The organism is Streptomyces sp. NBC_00647, assembly GCF_045207245.1.
In the GTDB taxonomy this organism is placed as follows: domain Bacteria; phylum Actinomycetota; class Actinomycetes; order Streptomycetales; family Streptomycetaceae; genus Streptomyces.
In genome coordinates, this window is record NZ_CP109040.1 from 9,641,768 (window position 1) to 9,660,346 (window position 18,579).

General features: G+C 67.9%; 15 protein-coding genes and 2 pseudogenes. 6 read left to right on the top strand and 11 right to left on the bottom strand.

The features are described from left to right. Window positions 1–62: 62 nt before the first annotated feature. Complete coding sequence (locus OG788_RS42435; protein WP_406376223.1) at window positions 63–980, bottom strand: NAD-dependent epimerase/dehydratase family protein; 918 nt, start codon at window positions 978–980, stop codon at window positions 63–65. A gap of 113 nt (window positions 981–1,093) precedes the next feature. Between OG788_RS42435 and OG788_RS42440 the strand changes: the two genes are divergently transcribed. Next, a complete protein-coding gene (locus OG788_RS42440; RefSeq protein ID WP_406376224.1) occupies window positions 1,094–2,038 on the top strand; it encodes a GlxA family transcriptional regulator in 945 nt (314 codons plus the stop codon). Window positions 2,039–2,171: 133 nt separating this feature from the next. On the opposite strand, the gene OG788_RS42445 is transcribed toward OG788_RS42440, so the two are convergent. From OG788_RS42445 to OG788_RS42455, 3 genes are all read right to left on the bottom strand, one after another. Further along, window positions 2,172–2,864 (bottom strand): PH domain-containing protein, encoded by a 693-nt coding sequence (locus OG788_RS42445; RefSeq protein WP_406376225.1) that lies wholly within the window; start codon window positions 2,862–2,864, stop codon window positions 2,172–2,174. Window positions 2,865–3,124: 260 nt separating this feature from the next. Further along, window positions 3,125–3,517 carry a DUF6176 family protein gene (locus OG788_RS42450; protein ID WP_406376226.1) on the bottom strand — a complete coding sequence of 131 codons (393 nt, stop codon included), beginning with the start codon at window positions 3,515–3,517 and terminating at the stop codon, window positions 3,125–3,127. Window positions 3,518–3,950: 433 nt separating this feature from the next. Continuing rightward, on the bottom strand, window positions 3,951–4,394 hold the full coding sequence (locus OG788_RS42455) for a hypothetical protein (protein ID WP_406376227.1): 444 nt from the start codon (window positions 4,392–4,394) through the stop codon (window positions 3,951–3,953). A gap of 589 nt (window positions 4,395–4,983) precedes the next feature. Here OG788_RS42455 and OG788_RS42460 point away from each other — a divergent pair. Both OG788_RS42460 and OG788_RS42465 read left to right on the top strand, forming a co-directional pair. After that, window positions 4,984–5,493, top strand: coding sequence for a hypothetical protein (locus OG788_RS42460; RefSeq protein WP_406376228.1), 510 nt, complete (start codon window positions 4,984–4,986; stop codon window positions 5,491–5,493). Between the two features lie 286 nt (window positions 5,494–5,779). Beyond that, window positions 5,780–6,742 (top strand): MerR family transcriptional regulator, encoded by a 963-nt coding sequence (locus OG788_RS42465; RefSeq protein ID WP_406376989.1) that lies wholly within the window; start codon window positions 5,780–5,782, stop codon window positions 6,740–6,742. A gap of 26 nt (window positions 6,743–6,768) precedes the next feature. Here OG788_RS42465 and OG788_RS42470 read toward each other — a convergent pair whose 3' ends face one another. The 3 genes from OG788_RS42470 to OG788_RS42480 form a co-directional block, all read right to left on the bottom strand. Beyond that, window positions 6,769–7,038: a hypothetical protein gene (locus OG788_RS42470; protein WP_406376229.1), complete on the bottom strand. Its 270-nt coding sequence runs from the start codon at window positions 7,036–7,038 to the stop codon at window positions 6,769–6,771. Window positions 7,039–7,120: 82 nt separating this feature from the next. Further along, on the bottom strand, window positions 7,121–7,744 hold the full coding sequence (locus OG788_RS42475; protein WP_406376230.1) for a histidine phosphatase family protein: 624 nt from the start codon (window positions 7,742–7,744) through the stop codon (window positions 7,121–7,123). A 176-nt stretch (window positions 7,745–7,920) separates the two neighbouring features. Further along, on the bottom strand, window positions 7,921–8,559 hold the full coding sequence (locus OG788_RS42480; protein WP_406376231.1) for a TetR/AcrR family transcriptional regulator: 639 nt from the start codon (window positions 8,557–8,559) through the stop codon (window positions 7,921–7,923). A gap of 91 nt (window positions 8,560–8,650) precedes the next feature. On the opposite strand from OG788_RS42480, the gene OG788_RS42485 reads away from it, so the two are divergent. Further along, entirely contained in the window at window positions 8,651–9,064 is a 414-nt protein-coding gene (locus OG788_RS42485) for a DUF4345 domain-containing protein (protein WP_406376232.1), read from the top strand. A gap of 1,263 nt (window positions 9,065–10,327) precedes the next feature. Here the strand turns inward: OG788_RS42485 and OG788_RS42490 are convergent. After that, complete coding sequence (locus tag OG788_RS42490) at window positions 10,328–10,678, bottom strand: transposase (protein ID WP_406376233.1); 351 nt, start codon at window positions 10,676–10,678, stop codon at window positions 10,328–10,330. 1,097 nt (window positions 10,679–11,775) lie between these two features. Between OG788_RS42490 and istA the strand changes: the two are divergent. Further along, window positions 11,776–12,555 (top strand): annotated as a pseudogene (gene istA, locus OG788_RS42495) (IS21 family transposase); the annotation flags it as partial. A gap of 455 nt (window positions 12,556–13,010) precedes the next feature. Here istA and OG788_RS42500 read toward each other — a convergent pair. Next, window positions 13,011–13,869, bottom strand: a pseudogene (locus OG788_RS42500) (transposase); the annotation flags it as partial. Between the two features lie 711 nt (window positions 13,870–14,580). On the opposite strand from OG788_RS42500, the gene OG788_RS42505 reads away from it, so the two are divergent. Continuing rightward, entirely contained in the window at window positions 14,581–14,829 is a 249-nt protein-coding gene (locus OG788_RS42505; protein WP_406376234.1) for a hypothetical protein, read from the top strand. Between the two features lie 1,224 nt (window positions 14,830–16,053). Here the strand turns inward: OG788_RS42505 and OG788_RS42510 are convergent. Beyond that, window positions 16,054–16,791, bottom strand: a complete 738-nt coding sequence (locus OG788_RS42510; RefSeq protein ID WP_406376235.1) for an alpha/beta fold hydrolase — start codon at window positions 16,789–16,791, stop codon at window positions 16,054–16,056. A gap of 302 nt (window positions 16,792–17,093) precedes the next feature. Further along, the gene (locus tag OG788_RS42515) at window positions 17,094–18,338 is read right to left on the bottom strand and encodes an SUKH-4 family immunity protein (RefSeq protein ID WP_406376236.1); all 1,245 of its coding nucleotides are present in this window, start codon (window positions 18,336–18,338) and stop codon (window positions 17,094–17,096) included. Window positions 18,339–18,579 lie beyond the last annotated feature (241 nt).

Genomic DNA, 18,579 nt, shown 5'->3' on the forward strand with positions numbered 1-18,579 from the left:
TGCTGTAGCCACAAGGCCGGCGCTTGCCGTCATAGAGCTCCGAGATCGGCACATGATGCGACCTAACTGTGTTCCCCCGCCATCTCGTCGAGGACCGCATCGAGCGGAGCCGGCGCGATGTTCAAGACCTCCGCGGTGAGCGACGCGTCGAGGATGTTGGGACGGTCGTACAGGTACAGCATCTCCGGGAACTCCGCCATGACCGAATCGGTCCGTCCGATCTCCTCCAACTCGGTCTTCGTCATGTGTGTCAGCTCGGGGCCGGGCGCCGAGGCTGCGAGGGCCAGGTGTGCGGCCAGCTCGCGGACCGGGGCCCGGGAGACGGACGGCACGTGCCAGGCCCGGCCCCAGGACTTCTCGCACCGGGCGGCGGCGATCAGTGTCCGGGCTGCGTCGGCGGTGTAGGTCCAACTGTGTGGGGCATCGAGGTCTCCTGGGTAGGAGACGGGCGCACCGGTCAGCACCTGTGCCCCCACCATGAGCGTGAACGGCGAGTACGCGCCCGCACCGAGGTAGTCGCTGGCCCGGACCTCGGTCACCCGCACCCGGCCCTCCTCGTGCGCGCCAAGAGCGTCATGCCACATCTGAGCCCGGACGCGGCCCTTGACGCTGGTGGGCGCCATGGGCAGGTCCTCGGTGGCGGGCCCGTCAACGGGTCCGTAACCGTAGGTGTTCCCGAGCATCACATAGTCCGCTCCACCGTGTTCCGCTGCGCCCAGCAACGAGGCGGCCAGCGGTGGGAACTCGGACGGCCATCGGTCGTAGGCCGGCATGGCGCAGTTGAACAGGGCCGCCGCCCCGCGCGTCAGTTCCATCAGTCGCGCGGTATCGGTGGCGTCGGCGGTCACCCGGTCGATCCGATCGTGCGCCGGTCCGCTGCCCCGGCGGGTGACGAGCCGGACCTGCTCGCCGGCGTCCGCCAACAGCCGCGCGGCGGCCGATCCCGTGGCTCCGGCTCCGACGATGACGTACAAGGACATGCGTGCACTCCCTGGTCGAAAAGTCGGGACCGCCCGCCCCAACGCCCCTACCCTCAGCCACGGTTGATCCGTAGGGTAGTGGCCCGAATGCCAAACATCCGGAGGTTCGGGCCATGCGCCGCGTTGCCGTCGTCGCCGTCCCCCCTGCCACCACCTTCGACCTGTCGATTCCGGAGCTGGTCCTCGGCGAGACGACCATCGACGGCCGCCCCGGCTATCAGGTGCGCATCTGTACCGTCCACCCAGGTCCCGTCGCCACCAGCGGCAGCATGGAAGTCACCGTCCCCCACGGCCTGGAGGCCGTCGACGACGCCGACACCGTCATCGTGACCGGAACCGGTGCCCGCGACGACGTCGAGCCGAGGCTTCTCGCGACGCTGCGCCACGCGGCGGCCGCGGGCAAACGCATCGCCTCGATCTGCACAGGAGCGTTCGTCCTCGCCCAAGCCGGGCTGCTCGACGGCCGCAGCGCCACCACCTACTGGGCGAAGTCCGAGGAGTTCTCCGCCCGATTTCCCGCGGTCCGGCTGCGGCCCGATGTGCTGTACGTCGAGGACGGCAACGTCCTGACCTCCGCGGGGCTGTCCGCCGGCATCGACCTGTGTCTGCACCTGGTCCGTTCCGACTACGGCGCCGCGACGGCCAATGCCGTCGCCAGACTGGTGGTGGCGGCACCGGTGCGGCCCGGTGGGCAGGCACAGTTCATCGCGACGCCTCTGCCACCCGAGAGGGGCACCTCGCTGGCCGCGACCCGGACATGGGCGCTCGATCGCCTGCATGAACCGCTCAGCCGTGCCGACCTCGCCGCTCACGCGACGACCAGCGTCCGCACGCTGACGCGCAGGTTCCACGACGAAACAGGCCTGAGTCCGCTGCAGTGGCTTCTCCATCAGCGTGTGATCCGGGCGCAGGAGCTCCTGGAGACAACGGACCTGCCGATGGACCAGGTCGCCCAGCTCAGTGGCCTCGCCACCACGGACTCTCTACGCGGGCACGTGTCGAGAAGGACAGGGCTCACTCCCAGCGCGTACCGCGCCGCCTTCACCCAGAATCAATAGATCGAGGCGTCATGGTCGCCGCGCGTCAGCAGACGACGGCGGGCTCAAGCGGTCAGCGCATCCCTTTCTTGGCCTTCGCACACCACTTCCTGGCCTTCGCGCACCTCGCTCACAGCACGACCGGGCCCACCCATCAGGAGTCTGTCAGGACACCCGGCCGAGAGGACGGAAAGGGGCGCCGGGATTCCGTTGCCACGAACAGCGTCAGGCAAGCGAGCAGCACCGCCAGCGGCCCCCACACGAAGAACAGGACCGGATGGCCTTCCTCATGATGGAAAAGGCGCCAGAAGACGAAGAAAAGTGCGGGCACGTAGGAGCAGATCATGCAGATGAAGGCCCAATTCCAACTGTCCCGGCGCAGTGCTCGGCGGCGGATCTTCTCCTCCACCTCCGGCAGACGGATCCAGGGCCTGTCGCGCCACGCAGCGCCATCGGTGCGGATGGCCTCGACCTCGGCGAGGAGGTCGTCGCACTGACGGCTGTCCACGAAGAAGAGCGGCAGGCGGCGTCCGTCCGTGCCGTAGGCCAACGTCGAGTGCTCGGGGGCCATCGCGCCGGCCTTGGTCGGCTCGACCCTGATGTCGTAGAGGTCGGGCCAGGCCCGGTGGCGGCGCATCACGGCCCCCCGAGTGGTCACACCGTCCGGCCCCACAATGGTGCGCCCGAACCGCATGCGTACCAGCAGCCAGGTGTACATCAAGAGCAGGGCGAGGACGCTGCCTGCCTTGAGCCACGGGGCCCAGGGGCGGTCGCTGTCGATAGCGCCCAGTCTGCCGGTCACCAACAGCGTCTGGACGCCCAAGAACACCAGCAATGCCCGGGGCATCTTCTTGCGCTTCCGGTACTCCCGTTGCCCTGTGTGCACGCTTCCGCCCCGCCTCTTGCGCCGTCCATCGTCGCGACACAGTAGCCGGAGCGTTTCCGCAGGCTGTCGGCCGGGTGGCCGGCTCCAGTGGGAGAGATCCCGCTGAGGCTCCTCGGCGTCGCACGGGCACAAACTGTGAAGACGAAGCTTCCGGCAGGGGATCGGCCGGCGCCGGGGGGACTGATGCGATGACGGACGGCTGGGCACGATTGAGCGAGCGGTCACTGGTCTCGCAGCGCCCAGTTCAACACCGCCGTCCGCACTGGTTCTGGAAGCATGAGCACCTGTGGTTCAGCCTCCACCCAGCCAGGTTCCTTCGTCCGCTTTGCCTGCTCGATGTGATCGCGATCGATGGGAAGAGTGTGTTCCAGGCCTGCCCCGTCCTGACCTCTCACGGTGACCCAGAACAGATGGTCCTCGCCGTCTTCCCGTAGCCGGAACACGATCTCGATCGCCATCCGTTCGCGATCCAGCGTGGCTACGCATTCGTCGAGTCGGTCGTTGAGCATGCGCATCCATCTGTCGGCCTCGGCCTCGGCGCCGGGTTTGACCTTGGCACGCGACAGTTCGACAACCAGACCGGAGGGGATGCTCGCAGGACGCTCTTCACTCATAAGCGGGCAGTTTGTCAGAACGCTCTTCCGAGGTACCTGGGCGCGATGGGCAGTGTGCCAAGGGAGGCCCGGCCCCTCGGCCAACTCTCGGGCGTCGTCCACAAGAACATGGAGCTGGGTGTGTGTCGTGGCCCTGGTCTTCCGCTGCGAGCCTTCGACCGGCCGGCCGGCGTTGAGACCTTTGGGCGAGGCGACACGGGATGCTCGGCAGCCGAGAGGCATGGAGGCGGCCGTGAAGGCCGACGGCCCTGGTAGCTGGCGAGGGTGTCTTCCATAGTCTGATGGGAGACGACGGCCATGCACGCGCCGGGCCTTGAGTGAGTGCCGGATGGCGGAGGCGAGCCCATCACGCGGTTCGTGCTGCGCGGCAGTGGAAACATCGCGCGCTTCAAGTGGTATTGACCAAGTTGGCTGGGCAGGGGCCGATTCAGTCCTACCGCAAGGTCAGGATGCAGAGCGAATGGCCCTCGTCGGGGTCCCCGACATATGTCCAGAGTTTCAGTGTCTTGCCGTCTCGCAGGGCCTCGTAGGTGGAGCTCACGCGATCGGCTTCGAACGACACCGTGACGCTGCTCTGTCCCTCCCAGTCATCGTCGTCCCAGGTGCCCGATCCCGACCGGGGTTCGTTCTCCGGCCCGTAGGCAGAGATGTCGTAATCACCGCAGACATCGTCGGCAGTGAACGTTCCATCCGGCTTCAGCTCCAGTCTGCCGCCCGCGCCGTCGCCCCACGTGGTCGCTGTCTGCGATCGGGGTAGCTCGGCCGGCTTTCCGTCAGGGACGGGCGGGAAGGCGAACCTGCCACATGCGACGAGGGCGAACGCGATGGGAACGAGGACCAGGACTGCCCGACAGGAACGCAACTCACGCCACCCCAACACCTTCAGCGGGACACACGGACGACCCGGGTTCGACCAGTCGTCGAGCGGGTGCTCGTCATCTTGACAGCATTATTGAACATGTTCAACTTCTCTGTGCGGCTGTGCGGCTGTGCGGCTGTGCGCGTGATCGTGTGGTGCTCGGGGCCGGGCCGGAGAAATCCGCGGGCTTCTCTGCCGTGGCGGCCGGGCTGTTCGCCGGCCTGCCCGCCGTGTAGGGATCGCCAATCGACGCGTCCCTCCCGTGCCCTTTCGGTCGGGGCAGCGGGGAGCCACGGTCACTGGCGGACAAAGCTCACGAGAACGGCGCCAGACCGCCACCGAGGTCAGCCGGGCCGGCAACCGCTGGATCAGTGCCTCCATGCGCGGGCAGGACGCGACACTGGACGGCTCCGCGTCAACCGGCAACTCGAAGAAGCCCTGACCCACGGGCCCGATCCGCTCCACCTCGCCGAGGTGTTCGGCCTCGACGAGAAGCCCGCCGTGCGCTACGCGGAATCCGCACGATCTCTGCTGGAACGGAGCGCTGAACAGCAACTTTGATGAAACCGGCTCGACCGGGACGCGGCATGAAGGGAATCATGGGCGAGTGACGTCGACTGAAGCAGCAGCACTCGCCCTACAGGACCATGCCGCCCTCTGGAGCATGGGGGAAATCCGTGCGAGCGATGTCGTCAACGCCGCCTGTGATGCGCTCGTCGCCGGACTCGACACCCCTGGCCTTCGAGTCCTCGCTGCCTGCACCCGCGCCGAGGCGGACTACGACGTCCACGAGTTGCTTCCCGAGGCACTCGACGAACTCGGCCTCACCTTCTATCCGGTCGCCAGCGATACCGGCCAAGAGGCCGCCGCCCGAGCGCTGGCACGATGCATGCTCGGCGGCGAGCTCACCCCTCGGGAGTTCACATTCCGCACCCACCAGCGCTACGGACACGAGTTGCCCCTCACTGAGCGGCTCGCCGAACTCGACGATGAGTACGACACCATCGAATACGGCGGCAGGACTGTGGACCAGGTCGATACCGAGGTCATGGCCGAAGCCCGCCGCCTCGCAGCCCACCCGGCGGTTTCCGCCAAACCCACGGATGCGCCCAGCTGATGACACGGACCAACCCGGGAGTTCTCGCTGAACAGGCTTCAGGTTCCCTGAACCCACGGGCTCCCGGCCCCGTGGAACATCGGTACCGGGTCATTGGGGAAATCGATCATGGCCGGGTGGTGTCGATGAGCGCGTACATCGCCTCGGCCCGTGGTGGGCTTCGTAAGAGCAGTGAGAATGCCGAACCAGCGGGCGGCTGTGTTCGACTGCCCGTCGTTCAGGCATCCCCGCAGAGCGCTTGACCTTACCCTCAAGGGCAAGGTTTACGTTCTTCGAAGTGAGAGGCATGCGGATCGGGGAGCTGGCCCGGCGAGCGGGTGTGACGACCAAAGCGGTGCGCTATTACGAATCGCTGGGGCTGCTAGCGCCGGTGCGGTTGACCAACCGCTACCGGGACTACGACGAGCACGACGTACGGCTCACGCAGGAGATCAGGGCGCTGTGTCGCCTCGGCATCCCTGTCGAGGGGACACGGCCGTTTCTGGAATGTCTGGCCGTGGGGCACCGGCACGCGGACGACTGCCCGGCCGCGCTGGCCGGGTACCGGGACGCCATCGACGAGCTCACGCAGCGGATCGAGGGCCTCACCGCCCGCCGGGCGGTGCTGGCGGCGCACTTGCACGAGGCCGCTCACCGCAACAGCCGCCTCTCACCGGCTGCCGAAGGAGAGGAACCGATGACCGACTACACGAGCCTGCCTGCCGACCTGCCCGTTCCCGAGGACGACGGCGCTGCTGCCCACTTGCGTGGTGCGAGAATGCCGCATCTGGAACTCCGTGCCACCGACGGCGCGACGGTCGGCCTTGACGCGCTGGGTGCAGGTCGCACGGTGCTCTACGTCTACCCGCTGACGGGCCGCCCTGGCACCGATCTGCCCGAGGGCTGGGACTCCATCCCCGGCGCTCGTGGCTGCACTTCCGAGACGTGCGGCTTCCGCGACCACCACCAGGACCTGCTCGCGGCCGGCGCGGCCCAGGTGTACGGCCTCTCCAGCCAGGGCAGCGACTACCAGCGCGAGGTCACCGAGCGGCTCCGCCTGCCGTTCCAGATGCTGTCCGACCCCGCACGGAGCCTGGCCCAGGCACTGGACCTTCCCACGTTCACCACCAGCGGGCTGGCGCTGTACAAGCGGCTCACGCTGATCATCAAGGACAACATGATCGAGCACGTCTTCTATCCGGTCTTCCCGCCGGACGAACACGCCGACCAGGTCCTGGCCTGGCTCGGCGACAACACCCACCGGCCTTGATGGGTCGGAACAGATGTTGGTGATGATCATGGCTCGGTCGGGAAGGGCGCTGACCCGCTTCTCGTGCTCTCGGCGGGCCCTGCGCAGTGCCGGGTCGGTCGGGGCGCCGCGGCTGCCGCCGGGGGGCAGCGGGCGAGGAGCCGGCGGTGGGCAGCCGGGGTGGCGCTGACGCGCAGGGTGTAGCCCTGGCCGCGCCGTACGGTTACGCCGTGGTCGCGCGCGGCCAGGTCGGCGTCGCCCAGCTCGGTGGCGCGGAGGAAGTCGGCGACCTTGCCCGGCATGTCAATTGGATGCATACATCTCCTGTCGGCGAAGGATCGTTTGCCGACAGGATCGGATGACCCTCCGATGGATCAACACCGATCTCGTCTACGGGCTTCAGACGTGGAGCTCTGGCGGGAAGCCGGTCCAGCGGAGCTCGGCGGGGAGGTGGCCCGTGTCGTTGAAGAGGAGGACCGCCGGAGGGCGGTCGGGTGTGTAGCGGATGACGGTCAGGGCCGCGTTGGCGTGGTTGACGCCCAACCATCGCCACTTCGGCGCGTCGAGGGCGGCTCGGACGAGCCAGCCGACGAGGAAGTTGTGGGTGATGACAAGCTCGTGGCGCGGTTCGTCGCCGACGACAGGTCCGGTGAAGTCCGCGAGCGCCGCTGCCGCGAGCCCGGGGCCCTGTTCGCGTTCCTCGGCCGTGAACTGGTCCAGGAACTTGAGCCAGGCCTCGGCTGCCTCCGGCGGCAGCTCCTCGCGTGTCGGCAGGTAGGGAATGTAGTCGCCGGCTGTTTCGGAGCGATGCCGGGGGACGCCGTCGAGCCGCTCACCGACCAGTTGAGCGGTCTGTTCGGCACGGGCGAGCGGCCCGTGGTGGATTGCCGCCAGCGGAACCCCGCAGAGCCGCTCCCCGAGCAAGGCGGCTTGGCGGCGGCCGGCATCCGTCAGTTCACTTTCGTCCGGTGATGCCTCGCCGTGGCGGGTGAGGTAGAGGTAGCGGGCGGCCGTACCGGTCATGGGTGCCTCCTTCGGTGAAGTCGATCTTGCGGACTCATGGAGGGACGCCGACCGGCGTGGGCCGGTTCCACAATGGGCTGGGGCCGGGCTTCAAGCTGGATCAGCGCATCGCAAGGCCGGGAGGACGGGCCCTGATCCTCGCCGTCATCGTCCTCGTCAAGATCGCTGCCCCTGGGTCACGCAGTGGGCGCAGACCGCCGTCGACCGGGTGACGGCCAGTCGGGGGCGGGGTCCTCGGCGAGCAGCGGCCGGAGGGCGCCGAGTACCGCGCCGACACAGACGTCGCGCAGCTGGGTGCGGGTACAGGTCGCCTGGGTGAGCCAGTCGACGCAGAGGACCTGGACGAAGACCAGCCAGCTTTTTAGGACGCCTGATACGGCCTCGCGGGCGCTCTCGTCCGTGAGCGGGAGTACGGCCAGCAGCCGCGCACGGAGCGCGTCCAGCTCGTTCGTCATGATCGTCTGGATCACCGGGTCGCCCGCGAGGACCCGGTTCGCGGCGAGGACGGCGTTGCGGTTCGCGACGAAGTAGTCGAGATGGACGTCCATGCCCTGGATGAGCTGCTCGACCAGGGAGTCGGCGGGGTCGAGCCGCGTCTCGGCGAGCAGTTGATCCGCAGCCTGCTGGTAGACGGCCGCGAAGAGGGCGTGCTTGCTGGGGAAGTGACGGTAGAGCAGGGCCCGCGAGACGCCGGCCTCTGCGGCGACCTCCTCCATCAGCACGTCGGCGTACGGGCGTGCGGCGAAGAGCCGTGCGCCGACGGCGAGGAGTTGGGTGCGACGGTCGGCGGGAGTGAGTCGCTTACGGGGAGGCACGCACGAAGTTTAGTTGACATGCGTCTACTAGCGCATCCACTGTAGTAGACGCATGTCAACTAAGCTCCGCCAAAGACGACTTGGAGGGACTATGGCCAGGGCTCTGCGCGTACTCACACAGTTGATGGGCTGGACCTGCGTGGCGATCGGCCTGCTCCACGTGGCACTCGGCAACGCGGCAATCCCGGGCGCAGGTTCCGCCGGCACGACAATCGACAGCTGGGGCCGGTTCATGGGGGCCAGCTTCGTCGGCTACGGGCTGGCCTGGCTCTGGGCCGCGCGGCAGCGCCCGATCCCAGCTCGGACGGTGCGGTGGCTGGCCGGCGTTTTCCTGCTGGGCGGCGTGGGCCGACTGTTCTCGCTCGCCGTGCACGGCTGGCCCCAGTGGTTCCAGATTGCGCTGGCGGTGATCGAACTCAGCCTCCCACCGGTCTTCTTCTGGCTGGCCGACGCAGAGGAGCGGGCCCCGCACAGCGACGTTGAGTCCATGCCCGCCGGGCGATGAACGTGCCTGAGCTCGTCCAGATCGAACGCTTGGGCGGGCACATTGAGGCTGCCGGTGAGGAAATACGTGATCGTCGACAACTCGGCACCGCAGTATTCCTGCTGTGGCCCAGAGCTGGGGGTCGACCTGGTAGCGGAAGTACATAGCAGGTCGTTGGCGTACCGGCGCGGCCAGGACGCGCGAGAGCATGGCGGACGGGCTCGCGGCCGTGGCTCTCGCCATGGTCCAGCGCGGTGAGGGCGTTCCGGAAGACACGGATCTTCGCCTCGCGTTCCGGTGGGGCATCGTGCCCGCGAACGCGGGGGAGAAGCCGTCGGCAGAGTTGGGGCCCCGTAAGAGTGGCTCACGACGTCGGATCGGCCGGTCCTGGATCTGACCGACGCGGAGGTCTTCGAGGACGTCCAGTACTGCCTCAGCTATCGCGTCGATGGCGTCCGCCCGGCAGGCGAAACGTACAAGCGGCGGCGCCGCGCGCTGAACACCGCGCTCGAACATGCGGTGGGACCTCGGGGAGCTCCCGGAGAATCCTCTCCAGCGGGCCCGCAGGAAGCGCATGGGCTCGGACGATGTGGTGGACAGGCGCGTCCTCGTGAACGCCGTGCAGGGGCGCCAGTTGCTCACCGCCGTCTCGTACGTCGGGTCGTGGCATCGCAACCGTGGTCGGCGTCTCGTGGCGTTCTACGCGGTGCTCTACTACGCGGGTCTCAGACCCGCAGAGGCAGTCGGACTCCGGCCGTTCGCCTGTCACCTGCCGGAGACCGGTTGGGGCACTCTGACACTACGGGAGACGCGTCCCGTCTCCGGCAAGCAGTGGACAGACTCCGGGGAACGGCACGACCGCCGGGGCCTGAAGGCGAGCGAGGCCTCCGCGGACCGACCGGTCCCCATCCCGCCCATCTTGGTGGCGATCCTCCGGGCACACCTGAAGGAGTTCGGGACAGCGAAGGAGGGGAGCGTGTTCGGCAACGAGCGCGGGGGAGTGGTCGGCTCATTCACCTATTGGCGGGTCTGGGAGGAAGCGCGGGAGTACGCCCTACCGCCTGAGCGCGTCACCTCGCCGCTGGCTGGGCGCCCCGTACGACCTTCGACACGCCTGCATCAGGCGGTGGCTGAACGCCGGTGTGCCGATCGCGGAGGTGGCCTGACGGGTGGGCGACTCGCCGGGAGTGATCCACTGTCGTTACCACGGATGTATCGATGGCCACGAGGAAGCAGCCAACGCGAAGATCGCAGCCGCGCTGTAATAGCGATGATCCCGCTCAATTAGCAGACGCAGGCCGCCGGCCTGACCGCCGTGTAGGGATCGCCAAAACGACGACGGCACCGTCGAGCAGGTCCACGACGCCAGCACCGCCCGGCGGGCGGTGAGGCCCTCGGCACAGTGGGCCAGGGCGGGAAGTCCTTCGGCAGTTGGCGCCAGGCGCACCCGGTCCGTACCACATAGAAGATCCCGTCCACGATCCGCCGGCGTGGGTGCTTCTCACGCCGCCCGCCCTTCGGCCCAACCCTCGCCGCCGGCAGTAACGGCTCGACCGGAGCCCACTGCTCATCGGTCAGATCCCACGGATACCCGCCCCCAGGGCCACTCACGCAAGGCTCAACGACCCCTCCCATCCCGGGACACAGTAGATCTCAAACGCGGTCTCAGGGAATTTGGCTGTGCAGTTCCACCTTCGCGGCTCGGACGAAGATTACTTCTGCCTCGTCAAATTGACGAGCTACATCGAAGTACCTGCTGCTGAGCATTGGAGGACGGGGCGAATGTCCCACGAGGAGTGCCTCGAACTCCGCGTAATCGAGGGCGTTGGGCGGCAAGGCCCTTTCGGCCTCACGGCAGGACCGCTCTGCGGCTCGAGTTCCTCGGTCGCGTGTTCGTCCAGGTCAGCGGACTCGGATGAGACTGCGAAGTGGAGACGGCGGAGATAGGAAAGTGCCTGGCCGAGTCTTTCAGCCGGGGCACTCACGAGCGGCGACTGATCATCCTGCATTCTGTGGAGCTTTCCCAACGCTCTCTCGAAGGTGGCCTGGTGACCTAGGTGCATAGCTATCATCTTGGCAGCATTGGCCATCCGTGCGGCAGGCGCAGCTACGTCATCGGGGCCTTCCAATTCGATGATCGTTTGAGCTGCCTTGAGTGCCAAGAGGGCATCTTCGATCGCGGTCTTCCCGGCTCTCATGCTCTCCACTGGGAGTTCTTCCGCGTTATCCATGGCAAAACGTTCTCCCACCTCCGCAACGCGATGCGCGGCAAGCAGGAAGGAGGCGTACGCCTCCCGCTGGATGCCACGACGCCACTGCATATGAGCGGCGTATGTCTCAGCGCGGACGGCGTCCAATGCTGCACGGTAGGAGGAGTTGGCTTGGGCCAAACCCGCCTCACTCGTGGCCTCTGCCGTGCGCAATGCGGGCTTTCATCTGCCATCGGCCTATGAGCACTGTGGCGGGTATCCCGATCAGCGCCACCCCGGCTGCGGAGAGCGCGCCTACGACCTCAAGATCCATGCCTGTCATGGTGCCGCAACCCAGGAACGCGGCCGACGCGAGGCCTAGTCTCGCAAGCCGCAGTCGTGACCCACACGCCACTCACACGAGATCAGCGCGCAACAACGACGAAGAGCGGTGTCGGCGACGGCTGAAAAGTGGACCGGTAGCGGCGCTTGAAAGTTGACCCCCTCCAGGGTCTGGCTCGTTGAGCCAGGCCGGGAGGAGTGGTGATCAGCGTGGAGGACTGGGCGGAGATCCGCCGGCTTCATCGGGCCGAGCAGATGCCGGTGCGGGCGATCGCGAGGAAGCTGGGGATCGCGAGGAAGCTGGGGATCGCGAGGAACACTGTCCGCAGAGCGATCGCGGACGACGCGCCGCCGAAGTATCAGCGGGCGCCGAAGGGCTCGATCGTGGACGTGGTCGAGCCGCAGATCCGTGAACTGCTCGAGCAGTGGCCGGAGATGCCCGCGACGGTGATCGCTGAGCGGATCGGCTGGAACCGGGGTCTGACGGTGCTCAAGGACCGCATCCGAGACCTGCGGCCGGCCTATCGGCCCACGGATCCGGCCTCGCGGACGGTCTATGAGCCGGGCGAGATCGGCCAGTGCGACCTGTGGTTCCCGCCGGCCGACATCCCGCTCGGCTTCGGCCAGGTCGGACGGCCGCCGGTGCTGGTCATGGTCGCTGGCTACTCGCGGTGGATCACCGCCCGGATGCTGCCGTCGAGGTCTGCGGCCGACCTGATCGCCGGACACTGGCGGCTGCTGACCGAGCTGGACGCCGTCCCCCGGGTGCTGGTCTGGGACAACGAGGGAGCCGTCGGCTCCTGGAGGCCCGGCGGTCCTCAACTGACCGACGAATTCGCCGCGTTCGCCGGACTACTGGGCATCAAGTTCCTGCTCGGCAAGCCGCGGGATCCGGAGGCCAAGGGCCTGGTCGAGCGGGCCAACGGCAATCTGGAGACGTCGTTCCTGCCCGGGCGGGTGTTCGCCTCGCCGGCCGACTTCATGAGTTCCCACAACACCCCACACACCAAGAGATGATCGGAATCCATCCCAAACTACCCATATCGCACCGTAGGTGCCCGAACCGGCACACCGGAGTGTCCAGGTCGGTGGAGTCTTAATGACCGAGTCAACCCTTTGGAGTGCTGGTCCCTTCTTCCCATCCCCACTCGTGGCGGCAGTCGGCGCAGGTGAGGTAGGTGGGCACCGACTCTGATGTGCTGTGCGCGATGCGAAAGAGTTCGTGCTCGTCTGTGGTGGTGGGCACGAACACGGTCAGGACGCGGTCTTTTGCTGCCCCGCAGTGAGGGCACGGCGTGGGCGGATGAGGGCGTGGACGCATGGATCACCTGCTCGGTCGGCTGGGCGCACAAGGAAGTCAACTCTGGTGCGCACCGCAGGTGATCGGGGCTTCGCGCCCGGGTCAGGCCGCCGTGACTGTTGCTGTCGGTGTTTTTTGGCGGTTCGGTGCTGAAGGGGCGGTTGTCGCGTAGGGGGGCCCAAACGACGTCGACGCGGCGGCGGGCGAGAGCGATGACGGCGGGGATGTGTTTGTGTCCCTCGGCTCGCTTCTTGAGGTAGTAGGTGCGGTTGGGGCCGTCGCGGATGATGCTGGTCTGGGCGGAGAGGTAGAAGACACGACGCAGGTGGCGGCTGTAGCGCTTCGTCCGGTGCAGGTTGCCGGTGCGGCGTCCGGAGTCTTTTGCCACCGGAACCAGCCCGGCAGCGGAGGCGAGGTGGCCGACGTCGGCGTAGGCCTTGAGGTCGCCAGCGGCGACGAGGAACTCAGCACCCAGGATCGGGCCCATGCCGGGCATCGACTCGATGAGGGCGGCCTGCGGGTGGGTGTGGAAGGCGTCGCGGATTTGCCGGTCAAGCTGCTTGAGCCGGTCGTCCAGGGCCAGGACCTGGTGGGCAAGGTCCGCGGTGATGCTCGCGGCGGTGTCCTGGCCGGGCAGGGTGATGTGCTGGGCGTGCGCGGCCTTGAGGGCGGCAGCAGCCACCGTGTCGGGGTGGCGCACGCCTCGGCCGGTCAGCCAGCGGGTGAGGCGGTTTTGACCGTACCCGGCGCAGGGCGGCAGGTGTCTGGTAGCCGGTGAGCAGGACCAGGGCGCCCTTGTGATCGGCGTAGTCGAAGGCCGACTCCAGGGCCGGACTGATGCTGGTGAGCACGTCGTGGAGGCGATTGAGTAGACGGACCCGTGTACGAGGCCCGAAGGAATCGGACTCCCGCATGGCGACCTCGTGGAGGGCAGAACTCAAGCCGGGCGGAAGCAAGAAGGCCGTTGGGGCGGCGATTCTGCGAGCAGCTTCGGAACCACCACGTGACTCCTTCGTCCACGACGTGCGCACTCGCTGAACAACTGCATCCATGCGCTCAATCATCGGTCGGGTGCCGCACTGCGGCCACAGGGTTACGTGTCGTGCCAGGGCCGTGCCAGATCCTTCGGGGAACCACGGGGAGCACCGGGCAACATTTCGGCGCCAGCCCTCGCACCGTCCCGGCTCCGCCATACGTCAGCCAAGTAGCAGCTCCTAGATCACCTCAGCTTCCCAAATTTATTTGCAGGCCCTGTCGCGCGCCTCGTCCTAGGCTCAAGGTAAGGGGGAATGCGATGAGATCTCTAACGATCACTTGGACTCCACGCCACCACGGATGGGCCGTCGTCAAGGTGAGTGACGATCAAGGCGAAGCGGAGATGAGCGCTTCACGTATCAGCGATGGACCGGAGCAATTCCTGTACGCCGTAGCCAGGCTGGTGTTGGGTGATCAAGACTCACGCGCCGAGATGTCGTTTCCTCGCACCGAACTTGAAGCTCTGCGAACCTTGATGCGGCGGTACCTCAAGACCCCATCCGCTCCTGGCATCACCAAGTGACATCAACGACGGCGGACATGGGTGGTCCGCGATAGTCAGCCACGGGGCGTGGACGCAAGGGGAAGAGTTCCAGACGGCTGAGGCGATCGAACTCATAAATCGGTGCTCACCAAGCCTCAGAGCTGGCTTGCCAAGTAGGGTCCCGGGCGTGACTACTTCTCCAGAGAACGTCGACAGCAAAGAAGACCTAGCAGCCTTCGTTCGTTCCCTGCAGTGCAGCCACGCCGAGGATGGAAGCTCATGGGAGAACGCGGACCTCCCGAGCTTTCTGGAGGCTTTGGCAGCGTGGATCGACGACGCGGACGGCTGGTACAGCAACACTGGCCGGGAGTTGCCGGCCGGCGGTGACTGGAGATTCTTCGCACGAGCTCTGAGAGCGGCAACCATCTACGAGTAGTCCGGGCCGTGTCGAATGCTGTCGAAGTCGGGGGCAAGCCGTGATCGGAACGGGTGACAGCCCAGGCCAGGGGCCGATTGCGGACGTACCGAGCAAAGCGTCTTCGAAGCAGCTGGCCAATGACCGCGGGGCCGCAACCGACCGAGGGCTCAGGTGCCAGGTGCGTGCCAGATCGTGCGGGGAACCAAGGGGAACAGCGGGAAACCAGTCGGCCGCCTCCCAGGCGTCGACACCGCTCCGCCGCACGTCAGTTGAGCTCTCGCAATGAGAGAACCCAGGCTCCCCAAGTTGAGGCTCAGGCCACCGGAGCAGGAGGTACGTTGCAAGGGTGCCGACCGAGTCCGTGCCAACCTGTCCCCAGTGCGGTGGCCTGTTGAAGGCCGGCGCGATGGCGCTTTGCCACCGCGAGGAGGATGACCGCCGAACCTGCCGTGTGGTCTGGGGCTGTTCCAACCAACACGTCTGGTGGAAGTGGGCCGATCGGCCGACCGCCCCGTTGGAGCGCTGTCCCTACCAGGATCTGATGAACGGCTGACATCCACGCGTGACATCAACGACAGCGGGCTTCAGCAGACTTGAGCCACCAGTGACGACCGACGCTCTTGGAGTCGACGGCAGGATGGACGGTCGCGGAGCGAATTGCGGTACGAAGCGTGGTGAGGGAAAGCCGCGGCGCTCGGCCTGCTGAACATCGGCCTCCTCCTCCCGCTGCTGTTCATCGCGGCCGAACGCCTGCCGGGAGGCGTCGCCGCCACCTTGGTGGCTGCTCAGCCGCTCATGGTCGCCGTCCTGGGTCGGCGGTCTGCTCACCTTCTTGTGTGGTTCCAGGGCGTCGCCACCCTGCCGGTCACCTAGGTCGCGGTTCTCGGCCCGTGCTCCCCGCTGGTCGCCGCAGTTCTGGGCGCCGTCGTCCTCGGCCAGACCCTCGGCCCGATCCAACTCGTGGTGTTCGGCCTCGCCCTCGCCTCGATCGTCGCGGGGCAGCTCCCCGCGCCCGTCCGCTCGCCCGACGCCGCATTAACACCCGTACCGGAAAGGGGCCATCGAAGAGGATCGTCGTCATCGGAGCCTCAGGCATGGTCGGCTCACGCGTCGTCACCGAAGCCGCGAACCGGGGCCGTCACCTCGTCGCCGCGTCAAGCAGCAGGCGGTCAGCCGCACTGACGCCCGGCGTGAACGCCGTTGGGCGACCGTGACCCTCATCAGCCCCGCACCTGCGGACAGTCAGCCGTCGTACAGGCCGAGGCCCTCGCCGGCCGCCGCGCGCACCAGGACGTCGGCCAGCTCCACCGGGGTGGAGAGCATCGGGTAGTGGCCGGTGGCCAGTTCGAAGAAGGTGACTCCGGGCTCGGCGAGTTTGGCGAACCGTGGCAGGCCGGTGCCGTGCAGCGTGCGGGCGAACTCCAGGCTGAGGCCGTTCGCGAGGCAGAACACCCCCGTGGTCGGGAGCTTGAGCCAGGCACCGGTCAGCTCGATCGGCTCGGTGACGGTCCGGACCGGGTGTGGGGTGGCCAGGCGGTGGTACCGCTCCAGCTCCGCCGGTGGGACGGCGTGCACGGCCGGGATCTCCTCGGGCACCGGGATGACGCCGCCGTGGGCGCGGTCCAGCAGGCCGAGCGGCATCTGAGCCACCATCGACTCACCCGGCTCCGGGAAGCCGGTGTCCACGAACACGACCCGGGCGACCTGTCCGGGGCGCCGGTCGGCCGCCGCGAGGGCGGGGAAGATGCCGTAGCTGTGCGCCACCAGTACAACCCCCGGGCCCTCCGCGTCGAGCAGCGCCGCCACGGCGTCGGTGTGCTCGCCCAGCCCGACGCCGGCGGGGTCCTCCCCGGCCCGCTCAGCCATGCCGGGCAAGGTGACCGGAAGCGCCCGGTGCCCTTGCGCGGTCAGCTCGGCGGCCACCGCCTCCCAGGCCCAGCCACCCATGAAAAGCCCCGGGATCAGCAGAAACGTAGTCATGACAGCCCTCTTTCGAAGCATCGCCTGTGCGGTCGGTCAGGACGGTAGGACCTCCCCCTGGGGGAGATTCCAGTCGTTCCTGGCGCACGGGCCCGGCAGGATCCGCCGGAAAGGACCCAAGCCGCATCGAACTGGAGCCGCGTCGCAGCGACGAACTCGTCGTCCTGCGCGAGCCTTTGGTGTGCCCTGTGCCCTGTGCCCTGTGCCCTGTGCCCTGTGCCCTGTGCCCTGTGCCCTGTGCCCTGTGCCCTGCGCTCGGGCCGGCATCGTCGCCCGGACGTTCGGTGTCGGCTCGTCTGCTGTCAGAAGCCCCACGGGCTGAGTTCGACGATGGATGCGAACAGGTGCCCCCAGACGTCCTGCGCGGGCGCTTCCTCGTTCACCGAAAGCGGTTCGAGGGCGGCAACCTCGGTCAGGAAGTCCCGCTCGCTCGGCTCGCCCGTGTACGGGTTCCAGCAGGCGCCCATGAACCGGTACACGGCCTCCAGCAGCCGTACGAAGGTCTCGGTGTCCCGGGCGAGGGGGAACGGGCCCTGGTCGTTGCGAACCATCGGCACCGCGCCAGTCTGAGGGTGGACGAGTACCCGGCCGGTGTCGGCGTACGCCAGCTCGAAGGTGCCCAGGTGCAGCAGGCCGTTCTCGTCGGGCTCCAGCCCGTGCGCCTTCTCGTCGTTCCAGGCCAGGGTGAACGTGGCGACTCCCGCGGCGAACCATGTCGGCAGCCCCGCCGTGACGGCCAGGTCCCGCGTGGGCGCGTGCGTCAGCGCGGCGGGCAGTTGATCCTGCGTCAGCAGCACCATCCCGTCCGTGTCGAACGCCTCCTCCAAGCGGGCGGCGTCCAGCGGTGCTTCAGCTGCCGTCGGCCCTGTGAACCACGGTCCGCCCGCGCCCCAGGAGACGGCTTCGGACCCTGCCGACCCGCCCGCCGCCGCGCCGTTGCGCTCCAGGACCACGACGCCGCGCGGCTCGAAGAACATGACGCGATCGACTCCGAGGGGTGCGGGCTCCTCCCAGGCGTCGGGCTGGTGGAGGCCGTGGTCGTCGTCCGGGTCGAAGAGGGCGTGCCCCTCGATGGGGGCGTCGTACGGCCGCTCGGTGAACTCGCCGTCGGCCGGGGCGGGGACCCGTTCGCCGGTGGCCGGATCGAGCCAGCGCTCCCGCGTCCACTGCGACCACAGCTTGAGCAGGAGACGGCCGTCCGGCGCCTCGTGGACCTCGACGTTGGCGTCCCCGCTCAAGTTCGGCCTGGCCCGGTAGGCGCCGACCGGCCGCCACCAGGCCCAGACGGTTCGCCACGGCATCTCCGGCTCGGCTTCGGCGACCAGGTCGGCGTAGGCGTCGTGGCCCAGAACCTTCGCGCCGAAGTGCAGCCACGAGGCGAACTCCGCCCGCGGCACCTCGGCTCCGTCGAGGATCGTGGCAGCCTGGGCGTAGGCTTCGCGGCCCACTCCACCGCCCGTGGCGGGCAGGTCCCGAAGGGCCACGGGGCCGGCGGCGAACAGGGCCGCGGGGGAGGCGAACAGCGTGTCAAGATCGTCGCGAGTCATGCGGACATGCTGCCAGCCGCCGCTGACAGCACCGCCCGCTGAGACGGGTCGCGACGGGAAGGGCCGGGCCACTCGGAGGGCCGGGGCGACGTGGCGCCCCGGCGCCCAAGGCTCAGGGTGGTTCGACGACGCGGTGATCTCACCAGCCGCACCAAGGCCGTATCAGTGACGTGTTGGCCAGCTCCGCGCCCGCGCTCCGTGACTCTGTACGCCGCCTTCCCACCGCCGCGACGGCTGGCGG

Coding starts and splice junctions, on each gene's coding strand:
- OG788_RS42440 (WP_406376224.1), top strand. CDS start 1,094: ATGCGCCGCGTTGCCGTCGTCGCCGTCCCCCCTGCCACCACCTTCGAC.
- OG788_RS42515 (WP_406376236.1), bottom strand. CDS start 18,338: ATGACTCGCGACGATCTTGACACGCTGTTCGCCTCCCCCGCGGCCCTG.
- OG788_RS42475 (WP_406376230.1), bottom strand. CDS start 7,744: ATGACCGGTACGGCCGCCCGCTACCTCTACCTCACCCGCCACGGCGAG.
- OG788_RS42435 (WP_406376223.1), bottom strand. CDS start 980: ATGTCCTTGTACGTCATCGTCGGAGCCGGAGCCACGGGATCGGCCGCC.
- OG788_RS42450 (WP_406376226.1), bottom strand. CDS start 3,517: ATGAGTGAAGAGCGTCCTGCGAGCATCCCCTCCGGTCTGGTTGTCGAA.
- OG788_RS42470 (WP_406376229.1), bottom strand. CDS start 7,038: ATGCATCCAATTGACATGCCGGGCAAGGTCGCCGACTTCCTCCGCGCC.
- OG788_RS42465 (WP_406376989.1), top strand. CDS start 5,780: ATGCGGATCGGGGAGCTGGCCCGGCGAGCGGGTGTGACGACCAAAGCG.
- OG788_RS42510 (WP_406376235.1), bottom strand. CDS start 16,791: ATGACTACGTTTCTGCTGATCCCGGGGCTTTTCATGGGTGGCTGGGCC.
- OG788_RS42445 (WP_406376225.1), bottom strand. CDS start 2,864: ATGCCCCGGGCATTGCTGGTGTTCTTGGGCGTCCAGACGCTGTTGGTG.
- OG788_RS42490 (WP_406376233.1), bottom strand. CDS start 10,678: ATGGGAGGGGTCGTTGAGCCTTGCGTGAGTGGCCCTGGGGGCGGGTAT.
- OG788_RS42485 (WP_406376232.1), top strand. CDS start 8,651: ATGGCCAGGGCTCTGCGCGTACTCACACAGTTGATGGGCTGGACCTGC.